Below are 11,913 nucleotides of genomic sequence, written 5' to 3' on the forward strand. Positions count from 1 at the left end.
AACACTGTTTTGAGGTTGTGGATAGAACTGACGAAGTCAGTAACCATATCTACGGCAAGGCGAAGCTGACGTGGTTTGAAGAGATTTTCGAAGAGTATTATTCTATAAATCTTACTCCTAAGTATACCACATTTGCCCCTAGATGTGAACGAGAGAAACACTTTAGACATTGCCAAGAAGGGAAAAAAAGGGTACAATGTAACAAAATCAAGGGAGATCTGGAATGAAGAAACAAAGCAAGTACCAAGAGGTTGTTTCCTATCTGAAAAACGGTATCGAGTCTGGACGTTTTCCAACGGGTAGTCTGAGATTTTGACAGAAACAAAACTTGAACTAGCACAACAACCCCTAAGGAACACACTTCCCTAGGGGTCGCTTTTTATTTAACTAAATCATTATTTATTTTTTGTTCCTAGTAAACATAAATATTGTATTAATAATTGCAAAAATAAATGCAAACAAAAGGATTTTCCAAAGGATAAATTTTTGTAACACTAAATATGCATATACAAATCCAATCAAAAAGCTAATAATCCCATCTTTTATTAAAAAGTTTTTATCACGCATTATTACATACCACATTGAATTCCCTAAAAAGCCAATTGACCAGCAATGATATAAATATTTGTTTTAAGCCTATTAGCTTTAACAAATCTTAGTACCACTTTAGCTAATTCTAACCAAGCCCTTTTCTGCGCATACTTAACAATTAGCGAAACATTGGTCATAGCAAAAAAATCTTCTCGTATTTTTCCCGCTATACATCCTCCCATCTCATCCCAAGGGACTCTGTCATAGGGATTGTTAATATTAGTTTCTAATTCATTTTCCGCAAGAGCAATATCTTTTTGAGAAAAGTTTTTATAAACATATTCAGTAAAATTTTTTTCATTAACTCCATTTCTAAACATTTGTTCAAGAACATTGACCACATCATCTATTTATTTTTGTTCTTGGGTACTAATTTCAGAAACTTCCGTGGTAGTTACATCATCAGCAAATACTCTAACAGAAGCTATAGAAGGAGACATAACAGAAAATAGTGATAATACAACAAGAGCTGAAGTTACAGTTTTTTAAAATTTCATAAAAAACACTCCTTCAAGTCACAAATATATATATTACTGATAAAATAACTTAATTTTCTGATTTAAAACTCCTTTCTAACAAGTTATTCGTATACTTTTATTTTTCAATTCTATTATACCACAATAAGAAATCGGTTTCAAGCATTTTCCTAAAAATATGTGCAAGTAATAAGGGAAAATTAGCATGAAAACTTTTTAAAACAAATCACCCCCAGATAAAAATACACATTTTGTTTTAAAGACAAAAAAGGGTACGAAAAACTGTCACATCTGCATTTGATTGCTCTTTGATTTCAAAAAAGTATTAAAAATGGGAGTATACCACATTTGTCACTAGATGTGAACGAGAGAAACACCCTAGACATTGCCAAGAAAGAAAAAAAAGGGTACAATGTAACAAAATCAAGGGAGGTCTGGAATGAAGAAACTAAGCAAGTACCAAGAGGTTGTTTCCTATCTGAAAAACGGTATCGAATCTGGACGTTTTCCAACGGGAAGTCGCCTGCCTTCTATCCGTCAACTGAGCCTTGACTTTCACTGTAGCAAGGACACTATTCAACGCGCCCTACTGGAATTACGGCACGAACAATACCTCTATGCCAAGCCCCAGAGTGGCTACTATGTCCTAGAACAAGGGCAACATCAAGACCTAGAAATTGAGGTTACGGACGAACACGCCAGCGCCTATGACGATTTCCGACTCTGTGTCAATGAAACCTTGGTTGGCCGGGAAAACTACCTCTTCAACTACTATGACAACCAAGAAGGATTAGAAGACTTAAGACAATCCATTCATAAACTCCTCTTTGACCAAGCTCTCTACTGCAAGGCAGATCAGTTGGTATTGACTTCTGGAACCCAACAAGCCTTGTTTATTCTCTCTCAAATTTCCTTCCCTAGCCAATCCAAGGAAATCTTGGTAGAACAGCCGACCTATCATCGGATGAATCGCCTCTTGATTGCTCAAGGTCTGGACTATCAAACGATCAAACGAGGCATTGATGGGATTGACTTGGAGGAACTGGAAGGCCACTTCAAAACAGGAAAGATTAAGTTTTTCTATACCATTCCTCGATTTCACCATCCTCTGGGACATTCCTATTCAGAGCAGGACAAACGAGCTATTCTTGACTTAGCTGCCAAATATGGAGTCTATATCGTAGAGGACGACTATCTGGGTGATTTGGACTCTAAAAAAGGCCAGACCTTCCACTATCTGGATACAGAGGAGCGGGTCATTTACATCAAGTCCTTCTCAACCAGCCTCTTTCCAGCTCTGCGGATTACGGCACTCATTCTGCCAAATGCTATCAAAGAAGCCTTTGTGGCCTACAAAAATATCCTAGATTACGACAGCAACCTCATTATGCAAAAGGCCCTGTCACTCTATATTGACAGTCAATTGTTTGAGAAAAACCGTCTTGCTCGCTTATCCAATCAGGAAAACTATCAAAAACAAATCGAGGAAAGACTAGCTAACACTCCTTGTCCCCTTCCTCATTATCCCCTACACGATGGTTTATTACTAGACCTGAGACAGTATCCTAAAATCGCCAGTCTCAAACACAGTCAGCTGAAATTGGACTTCTTTGAAGAGGCCTATTTAAGCACCTGCCCTTATCAATTTGCCAAGGTGTCCTTAGAAAATCTAGAAAAGGTTTTAAATTATTTAAAAGCAGAATTGGAATGACTTCCAACTCTGCTTTTTCTTATTCTTCAACTTCTGTTAGGGTTGCCGCTTTTTCAAGATATTTTTGGTAGGTACCGTCATCCTTGAGTTTTTGGATGACCTTGTCCACCACTTCTTTCAAATCAGCACTATTTTTTCTAAGGGCAACTGCATTAGCTTCGCCATCCTTCATCTTCAAGCTGACAGTTGCGACAGCTAGATCGGCATTTTTAGCAGCATAACTAAGCGCAACAGGCTCATCCATGTGAACAGCATCTACTTTTCCAGCCTGTAATTCATTGACTGCTTCACCCATATTGGTTAGGGAAGTTAATTGAGCTTTTGGCAATTGTTCCTTGACCATTGATTCTGGAACAGTCCCTTTTTGGGCTGCAATATTAGCACTTTCTAGGCTAGTTAAATCCTTGTATTTTTCCACATCAGCCTTACGAACCAAGAAACTAATCTTGTTCTCATAGTAAGGGATTGAAAAATCAAAGACTTCTTTTCTCTCGTCAGTAGCGCTAATTCCTGCAACTGCTAGGTCAGCCTTACCAGTTTGAAGACTAGTCAAAACATTGTCAAAACTCATGCTTGAAATTTCCAACTTAACCCCAAGTTCATCAGCGATAGCCTGAGCCATATCAATGTCCGCACCGACTATCTGGTTTTTTCCATCAACTAAGGATTGGAATTCAAAGGGTGCATAGTCAGGACTTGTCGCCACAACTAATTTCCCCTTTTGCTTAATGGCCTCAACAGCTGACTGAGAACCATTAGAACCCGACTGGCAAGCTACCAAGAAGAAACTTGCAAGAAAACTACATAAAACAAATATCCATTTTTTTGATTTCATAAATAAACAACCTCTCTGTTGATTTTGTATAATTATAACGCTATTCAAGCTGCTTGTCAAGCACTTTTTTGAATTTTTATCTTGAAAATATTTTTTTCATTCAAGAAAAGGAGCTATCAGTTGATTTCAAGCTCCTTTTTATACAGAATGAATCTATTTTATAGTTCGACAATCTTACCTGTTTCAAAGTAAACAACCCATTCACAGATATTTTTAGCATAGTCTCCAATACGTTCCAAGAAGGCAATCACTTGGAAGTAATCACGACCTGTAACGATGGCATCTGGATTTTTCTTGATTTCTTCTGTAGCCAAGTCACGAATGCTATCAAAGTAATGGTTGATTTTTTCATCCATAGCTGCTACTTCATAGGCCTGGTCAACTGAACCATTGAGATAGAGTTCAAGGGCTGCTTCAACGAAGTTCTTGACATCGCGACCCATTCTCTTAATTTCTTCTTCAACAGCTGGGATACGTTGCTCCCCCTTCATGCGAATTGCTGCTCTTGCAATGGAAACGGCATGGTCCCCCATACGTTCCAAGTCCGATACAGCCTTCAAGACTGTTAGAACTGTACGCAAGTCCTGAGAAACCGGTTGTTGGAGGGCAATCATTTCAAATGATTTCTTCTCCAATTTCACTTCGTATTCGTTTACTTCTGCATCGTCTTCGATGACTTCCTTGGCCAAATCACGGTCATGCGTAACAAAGGCACGCACTGTACGATTGATTTGGGATAGCACTTCTTGTCCCATAGCATAGAACTGGTTGTGCAATTTCTCTAAATCTTCCTCAAATTGAGAACGTAACATCATTTATCTCCTTATCCAAATTTTCCTGAAATATAATCTTCTGTTTCCTTGTGTTGTGGGTTTAGGAACATCTTCTTGGTATCATTAAACTCGATCAAATCTCCATCTAGGAAAAATCCTGTCTTGTCAGAGATACGAGAGGCTTGTTGCATAGAACGCGTAACCAAGAGCATGGTGTACTTATCTTTTAGACCATACAAGGTTTCCTCAATCTTACCAGCCGAGATAGGGTCCAAGGCTGAAGTCGGTTCATCCAAGAGAATGATTTTAGGACTGGTTGCCAAGACACGGGCAACGCAGACACGTTGCTGTTGTCCACCTGAAAGCCCGATAGCTGAATCATGCAGGCGATCCTTGACCTCATCCCAGATAGAAGCACGCTGCAAGGCTTTTTCTACCGCTTCATCCAGAACCTGCTTATCCTTCACTCCATTGATACGAAGTCCGTAAACAACATTTTCGTAGATAGACATAGGGAAGGGGTTTGGTTGTTGGAAAACCATTCCGATTTCCTTACGCAATTCAACTGTATCTGTACGTGGGCTGTAGATATTGTGACCGTTGTAAACCACTGAACCAGTTGTGGTCACCTCTGAATTGAGGTCACCCATGCGGTTAATAGCCTTGAGGAGGGTTGATTTCCCTGATCCAGATGGACCGATCAAAGCTGTAATTTCCTTAGGTTGGAAAGAGAGGGAAACACTATTCAAGGCCTTTTTTTGATTGTAGTAAACGGACAGGTCTGACACCTGTAAAATCGCTTCTGTCATACTGTTTCCTTTCTATCCAAAGTGTCCTGTTACGTAGTCATTGGTTGACTGTAGTTTGGCATTTTGGAAAATATTAGAGGTCTTATCGTACTCAATCAAGTCACCCAAATAGAAAAATCCTGTGTAGTCACTAGCACGCGCAGCCTGTTGCATACTGTGGGTCACGATGATAATGGTAAAGTCCTTCTTCAACTCCAGCATGGTTTCTTCAAGTTGAGCAGTCGCAATCGGATCCAAGGCTGACGCCGGCTCATCCATCAAGAGAATATCTGGTTTAACCGAAATAGCACGAGCGATACAGAGACGTTGCTGCTGACCACCTGATAGGGTCAAGGCTGACTTGTGCAAATCATCTTTGACCTGGTCCCAAAGGGCAGCTTGACGAAGGGAGGTTTCTACAATTTCATCCAAGACTTGCTTGTCCTTAACCCCTGCACGTTCATGGGCAAAAGTGATATTGCGATAGATAGACTTGGCAAAGGGATTTGGGCGTTGGAAGACCATTCCAATGTGCTTACGCATTTCATAAACGTTGATTTCTGGGCGGTTGACATCAATCCCTTGATAGAGAATTTGACCTGTGACCTTGGCAATATCAATGGTATCATTCATACGATTGAGACTGCGGAGGTAGGTTGATTTCCCTGAACCAGAAGGGCCAATTAAGGCTGTAATTTTATTTTTTTCAAATTGCATATCGATGCCCTTGATGGATTCATTTTTACCGTAGTAAACATGTAAATCCTTAGTAGAGAGGGCCACTTTCTCTTCAGGAAAGGTGATGATATGCTTTTCATCCCAATTATATTTTGACATGGCTTCTCCTTTAGGCAGCGGTTAATTTCTTATGTAGGTAGCTTCCGAGTTTACGAGCTCCAAAGTTAAAGATGAGGATAAAGATGAGGAGCACGGCCGCAGAACCTGCTGATACGATAGTTCCATCTGGAATGGTCCCTTCACTATTGACTTTCCAGATGTGGACAGCCAAGGTTTCTGCTTGACGGAAGATAGAGATTGGACTAGTCACACTGAGAATATTCCAGTTATACCAGTCAAGGGCTGGAGCGGATTGTCCTGCTGTATAGATAAGAGCCGCAGCCTCACCAAAGATACGACCAGAGGCCAAGACAACCCCCGTCACAATACCTGGAAGGGCTTCTGGAATGACCACATGGACAACAGTCTCCCAACGTGAAATCCCAAGGGCCAGACCAGCTTCACGTTGCGTATGGTGAACATGTTTCAAACTGTCCTCAACATTTCGAGTCATCTGAGGTAAGTTAAAGACTGTCAAGGCCAAGGCACCTGAAATGATTGAAAATCCATACTCAAACTGAACTACAAAGATCAAGTAACCAAAGAGACCTACAACCACTGATGGCAGTGAAGACAAGATTTCAATACAGGTTCTGACAAAATTGGTCACAGGACCTTTTTTAGCATATTCAGCTAGGAAAATCCCAGCTCCCATAGATAAAGGAACAGAGATAATCAAGGTGATGACCAAAAGGAAGAAGGAATTATAGAGCTGAATTCCAATCCCTCCGCCTGCTTGGTAAGAAGATGATTTGCCAGTCAAGAAAGACCAAGAGATGTGGGGCAAACCACGAACCAAGATATAAAGAATCAAGGATGCCAAGATGGCAACGATAATTCCTGCAATTGAGTAGAGGACAGCTGTTGCAATTTTATCTAATTTCTTAGCGTGCATAGTTTTTCTTTCCTCTTTCTTTCGTAATCAATTTAATCACACTGTTAAAGGCCAAACTCATCAAGAGCAAGACTAAGGCCAAGGACCAGAGAACGTTATTATCAACTGTTCCCATAACGGTATTTCCGATACCCATGGTCAAAACAGAGGTCAAGGTCGCAGCAGGTGTTGTCAATGAAGTTGGGACTACGGCTGAGTTTCCGACCACCATCTGAATGGCCAAGGCCTCACCAAAGGCACGCGCCATCCCAAAGACAACAGCGGTGAAAATCCCTGAACGCGCCGCCTTCAAAGTCACGCGCCAGATGGTTTGCCAACGAGTGGCTCCCATAGCCAAACTGGCTTCGCGGTAGTGACGAGGCACCGCACGCAAGCTATCGGTTGTCATAAAGGTTACCGTCGGTAAAATCATGACAAAGAGAACGAAAATTCCTGACAAAATCCCAAAACCAGTTCCACCAAAGACACTACGGACAAAGGGAACTACGACCTGCAAACCGATAAATCCATACACGACGGAAGGAATTCCGACCAGCAATTCAATAGCTGGTTGCAAGATTCTCGCACCCTTTGGTGAGACTTCGGTCATAAAGACTGCCGCACCAATGGCAAAAGGAGTTGCGATAAGGGCTGACAGGATTGTGACAATAAAGGATCCCAAAATCATAGGAAGGGCACCAAATTGTTTACCTGAAGGATTCCAAGTTTGGCCAAAGAGGAAATCAAAGATATTGACCCCATTGACAAAGAAGGTCGACAAGCCTTTTTGGGCTACGAAAATCAAAATCATGGCCACAATGATGACAATCAAAGACAGACAGGCAAAGGTCAAGCCTTTTCCTAATTTCTCTAGACGAGAGTTCTTTGAGGGAGAAAGTAATTTTTTAGCTAATTCTTCTTGATTCATTAGTGACTCCCTTCTAGTGCTGTCACCGTTCCTACAGCATCTTTTTCAACCTTCATTTCCTTAACAGAAATATAGCCCATTCCCTTAACGATTCCACTTTGCGCTTCATCTGAGAGGACAAAGTTGAGGAATTCTGCCACCAATTCATTTGGCTGACCTAGGGTGTACATGTGTTCATAGGACCACAAAGGCCAGTTATTGGTTGTAACATTTTCTGCAATCGGCTCATAGCCATTCAACTTCATGCGTTTCACCGAGTCATCCACATAGGCAAAAGCTAGGTAAGAAATGGCTCCTGGTGTCTGGGAAACAATGTTTTTGACCATCCCGTTTGAATCTTGTTCCTGACTCTGCACGGCAGATTGGCCATCCATGACAACACTGTCAAAGGTCGCACGCGAACCAGAACTTGCCGCACGGTTGATAATAGAAATGGCTAGATCTTTCCCACCGACTTCTTTCCAGTTGGTCACTTGACCTGTGAAGATGCTACGAAGTTGCTCGGTTGTCAGATTTTCAACGTCAACTTCTTTGTTTACAATGACTGCCAAGCCCGCTACGGCTACCTTGTGATCCACTAGAGCGGATGCGTTGATACCGTCTTTTTCCTCGGCAAATACGTCTGAATTTCCTACATCAACGGCTCCAGATTGAACCTGAGACAGACCTGTACCAGATCCTCCACCTTGGACGTTGACTGTTTTTCCAACGTGCAGAGAGCCAAATTCATCTGCTGCTGCTTCGACCAAGGGCTGAAGAGCCGTTGAGCCAACAGCTGTCATGGATTCTCCACGATCAATCCAGCTAGCACATCCCGCCAAAGATCCTGCTAGCAAAAGAGCTGCAAGGGATAGAGCGAGTTTTTTCCTTTTTTTCACTGTTTTTCTCCTTGAAAATAATGGTGAATGCTGTGAATTTTTTCAACTATTTATTTATATTTTTCTTTTGAAAATTGGGAGCTAACTGACGTTGCTAGCTTGGTTTTACTAGAAATTCACTCAGTTGCCTTCTCCACCAATTTTGACTTAAAATGAAAGACAATTTGAAAAAAATCCATACTTCCACTATAACATAGACAAGCTACTTTGACTAGCATTTTCACTTGAATCTGAGTCCTTTTGGAAAATAATTTTTCAAAACATTTCCCGTCACCTTAGCAAAGCCCAAACCATTTCCTTGAACCAAAACTTGGTACCAACCATTTGGCAGACTTTCCGCCAGCTGAACGGTTTCTCCAGCCGCATACTTTACAAACTCCTCTTGGGCAATTTCAACTGACTGCTTGACCTGACTCGGTTTCAAGGCTAGACCAAGAGCAAAACTAGGCTCAAAGCGTTTCTTCTTAAAGGTCCCTAGATGCAGGCCATTGCGAGCAATCTTGAGTTTCCCTAAATCTGGCAAGAATTCGGGCAAGAGATAGAGTTGGTCCCCAAAAGTCTGCAAGATTCCCCTTAGATTGACCTGCAAATGTTTTTGTGCAAATTCCTGCCACAAAGTAACTTGTTCTCGGCTGAGATTGCTCTTACTTGCCTTACGTTTAGGTGCTAGATTTTCACCTTTAAATTGTAAATGAGCGACAAACTGCCCCTCTCCCTTAAAATGATGAGGATACATCCGAGCCGTTTCTGGCAGGTCAATACCAGCTACCATTCCATTGATATGCTCTACTGGCAACAAATCAAAATCATACTCTTTTAGTAGCCAATTGACAATCTCTTCGTTTTCCTCGGGTGCCCAGGTACAGGTTGAATAAACCAAGCGACCACCTTCAGCTAGCATGGTTACTGCATCTTCCAGAATTTCTCTTTGCAAACTTGCACATTGACTCGGATAATCTAAGCTCCAATAGTCCATAGCATCTGGTTGCTTACGAAACATCCCTTCCCCCGAGCAAGGGGCATCAAGGACAATGAGGTCAAAATAGCCTTTAAAGACCTTGGCCAAGCGGTCAGCAGATTCATTGGTCACCACAACATTTGTCGCTCCAAATCGCTCCATGTTTTCTACTAAAATCTTAGCCCGTTTGCTTGAAATTTCATTGGAAACAAGGAGACCCTCCCCTGCTAGATAGGCTGCTAGCTGAGTTGATTTTCCACCCGGTGCAGCTGCCAAGTCCAAGACTTTCATTCCAGGACTAGGTTGGGCTACCTGAGCAACCATCTGGGCAGCGGGTTCTTGCGAATAGACCAAACCTGTAGCATGTTCAGGCGATTTCCCTGAAACCTTCCCATAGTGGCCCCAAGGGGTTTGAGGAATAGCATCAGGAAAGGAAACTGGAGCTTCTTTTAAAGGATTAACCCGAAAGGCCGAAACCGCTTCCTCCTCAAAAGAGGCAAGAAAATCTCTTGCCTCATCTCCTAGTATCTCTTCATATTTTTCAACAAATCCTTCTGGAAATTGCATTTAAGTTCTTTTCCTTTCGTAAATATAGGACTGAATTTCCTCCTGCATCTCAATAGGTAGCAGCATGACCGGCTGTCTGGTTTGAAAATTAGGAGTTTCACCAGAAAGAGTCACAATCCGATAGCCCAGACTTTCCCCTAAAATACTAGCGGCAGCATAATCCCATGGTTGCAGATAAGTGACATAAGTCAACAAACGCCCTGACAAAATCTTGGCAAAACTAATAGCCGCACTCCCATAGACACGGACACCGAGGACCGCTCGACTCAAATCAGCCAAGCCCCATTCATTGTTTTCCAACATACCACTATTTCCTGCAATGAGAAAATCTCCAAGTGGTTTTGCTTTAAAGGGAGCTAGGGGCTTATTATTTCGACAGACTGGAAACTTACCACCACCATAGTAACAATCCCCTTTGACCACATCATAAATGAGGCCAAACTGTCCCTGACCATTTTCAAAATAAGCCATCATAACAGCAAAATCTTCCTGCTGGGCCACAAAGTTATTAGTACCATCAATCGGATCAATGACCCAAACCTTGCCCTCTTGAACCGAAGCTCGCAGACAACCTTCTTCAGCGCAAATCTTATCCTCAGGATAACGGGATAAAATCTCACTAACCAAGAGCTCCTGAACTTCCTTGTCCAGTCTGGTCACCAAATCTGTCGGAGAGGACTTGGTCTCAACCTGCAAGTCTTCCTGCATGTGGTCAAGGATATACTGGCCCGCTTTCTTAATTAGCTCTTTAGCAAATTCAAACTTACTTTCCAAGAGAAATCTTTCCTTCCCCTTTTTCCTTGGCAGCATGAACTGCTCGGTAAAGCGAATAGCCACTAACCGTTTCAAATTCTCGTCCCAAACGTTTCTCTTCGCTCTTGCTTGGCACAACCAATTTGAATCCCTTATAGGAATCCAGTAGCTTTTTAGCCTCTACCTTGTCTTCATAGGCAGCTTCAACATCATTAAAAAAAGAAAGCACTGAAGCAAGTTCTTCAGTGCTCCACGACAAATCTAGTGGGTAACTATACTGTTTGTTCATTAACTAATACCAGCTCTCATTCTTGCTTCTTTTAGCTCTTGCTTACGGTAACTACGAGGGAGAAAAGCACGAATCTCATCTTCATTAAAACCAATCTGCATACGTTTGGCATCGATAATAATTGGGCGACGCAAAAGACTAGGGTACTGCTCAATTAAATGAAGCAACTCCGATACCGAAATACTCTCTACATCAATATTCAATTTTTGAAAAATTTTTGAACGAGTTGAAATGATGTCATCAGTACCATTTTCGGTCAAGGAAAGGATGTGTTGCAATTCTTTTCTTGTTAAAGGACTGGTCATAATATTGTGTTCCACAAAAGGTACCTTATGTTTCTCTAACCAGGCCTTCGCCTTACGACATGATGTACAGCTCGGTGATAGAAATAGTGTAATCATGCTTTTCTCTTCTTATCTATACTTTGCTACTTCTATTATACAAAAAAATAAAGCGCTTGACTAGGGATTTTTAGAAAAAAAGCCTATTTTTTCAAGAAAAATAGACTGTTTGCGAACGATTGAGGCAATGTAGATTTAGTTAATTCACTCTTATACTCTTCGAAAATCAAATTCAAACCGCGTCAACGTCTCCTTGCCGTACTCAAGTACAGCCTGCGGCTAGTTTCCTAGTTTGCTCTTTGATTTTCATTGAG

13 protein-coding genes and 1 pseudogene are annotated in these 11,913 nt (G+C 41.5%); 2 read left to right on the forward strand and 12 right to left on the reverse strand.

The window, feature by feature from the left end; genetic code table 11:
* Positions 1–227, forward strand: a pseudogene (locus ADH54_RS12295) (hypothetical protein); the annotation flags it as partial.
* A gap of 363 nt (positions 228–590) precedes the next feature.
* On the opposite strand, the gene ADH54_RS11575 reads toward ADH54_RS12295, so the two are convergent.
* Positions 591–932: a hypothetical protein gene (locus ADH54_RS11575; protein ID WP_000248566.1), complete on the reverse strand. Its 342-nt coding sequence runs from the start codon at positions 930–932 to the stop codon at positions 591–593.
* Between the two features lie 574 nt (positions 933–1,506).
* Here ADH54_RS11575 and ADH54_RS09530 point away from each other — a divergent pair.
* On the forward strand, positions 1,507–2,778 hold the full coding sequence (locus tag ADH54_RS09530; RefSeq protein WP_049524923.1) for a PLP-dependent aminotransferase family protein: 1,272 nt from the start codon (positions 1,507–1,509) through the stop codon (positions 2,776–2,778).
* Between the two features lie 19 nt (positions 2,779–2,797).
* Here ADH54_RS09530 and ADH54_RS09535 read toward each other — a convergent pair whose 3' ends face one another.
* The 11 genes from ADH54_RS09535 to ADH54_RS09585 form a co-directional block, all read right to left on the reverse strand.
* A complete protein-coding gene (locus ADH54_RS09535; RefSeq protein ID WP_049524924.1) occupies positions 2,798–3,613 on the reverse strand; it encodes an ABC transporter substrate-binding protein in 816 nt (271 codons plus the stop codon).
* Positions 3,614–3,771: 158 nt separating this feature from the next.
* Positions 3,772–4,425: a phosphate signaling complex protein PhoU gene (phoU, locus tag ADH54_RS09540; protein WP_000946460.1), complete on the reverse strand. Its 654-nt coding sequence runs from the start codon at positions 4,423–4,425 to the stop codon at positions 3,772–3,774.
* Between the two features lie 11 nt (positions 4,426–4,436).
* Complete coding sequence (pstB, locus tag ADH54_RS09545; protein WP_049524925.1) at positions 4,437–5,195, reverse strand: phosphate ABC transporter ATP-binding protein PstB; 759 nt, start codon at positions 5,193–5,195, stop codon at positions 4,437–4,439.
* 12 nt (positions 5,196–5,207) lie between these two features.
* The gene (pstB, locus tag ADH54_RS09550; RefSeq protein ID WP_000049848.1) at positions 5,208–6,011 is read right to left on the reverse strand and encodes a phosphate ABC transporter ATP-binding protein PstB; all 804 of its coding nucleotides are present in this window, start codon (positions 6,009–6,011) and stop codon (positions 5,208–5,210) included.
* Positions 6,012–6,021: 10 nt separating this feature from the next.
* Positions 6,022–6,906 carry a phosphate ABC transporter permease PstA gene (gene pstA, locus ADH54_RS09555; RefSeq protein ID WP_049524927.1) on the reverse strand — a complete coding sequence of 295 codons (885 nt, stop codon included), beginning with the start codon at positions 6,904–6,906 and terminating at the stop codon, positions 6,022–6,024.
* Positions 6,896–7,813, reverse strand: a complete 918-nt coding sequence (gene pstC / locus ADH54_RS09560) for a phosphate ABC transporter permease subunit PstC (protein WP_001070903.1) — start codon at positions 7,811–7,813, stop codon at positions 6,896–6,898. The genes pstA and pstC overlap by 11 nt, the downstream gene beginning before the upstream one ends.
* Positions 7,813–8,691, reverse strand: a complete 879-nt coding sequence (locus tag ADH54_RS09565; protein WP_049524928.1) for a phosphate ABC transporter substrate-binding protein PstS family protein — start codon at positions 8,689–8,691, stop codon at positions 7,813–7,815. The genes pstC and ADH54_RS09565 overlap by 1 nt, the downstream gene beginning before the upstream one ends.
* Before the next feature lie 220 nt (positions 8,692–8,911).
* Positions 8,912–10,216, reverse strand: coding sequence for an RsmF rRNA methyltransferase first C-terminal domain-containing protein (locus ADH54_RS09570; protein WP_049524929.1), 1,305 nt, complete (start codon positions 10,214–10,216; stop codon positions 8,912–8,914).
* On the reverse strand, positions 10,217–10,990 hold the full coding sequence (locus tag ADH54_RS09575) for an inositol monophosphatase family protein (protein WP_049524930.1): 774 nt from the start codon (positions 10,988–10,990) through the stop codon (positions 10,217–10,219).
* Positions 10,980–11,258, reverse strand: coding sequence for a UPF0223 family protein (locus tag ADH54_RS09580; protein ID WP_049524931.1), 279 nt, complete (start codon positions 11,256–11,258; stop codon positions 10,980–10,982). Before ADH54_RS09580 ends, ADH54_RS09575 begins: the two co-directional genes overlap by 11 nt.
* On the reverse strand, positions 11,258–11,659 hold the full coding sequence (locus ADH54_RS09585; RefSeq protein ID WP_000631259.1) for a Spx/MgsR family RNA polymerase-binding regulatory protein: 402 nt from the start codon (positions 11,657–11,659) through the stop codon (positions 11,258–11,260). The genes ADH54_RS09580 and ADH54_RS09585 overlap by 1 nt, the downstream gene beginning before the upstream one ends.
* Between the last annotated feature and the right edge of the window lie 254 nt (positions 11,660–11,913).

The sequence above is a fragment of the Streptococcus pseudopneumoniae genome, assembly GCF_001072315.1.
In the GTDB taxonomy this organism is placed as follows: Bacteria; Bacillota; Bacilli; order Lactobacillales; family Streptococcaceae; genus Streptococcus; species Streptococcus pseudopneumoniae_R.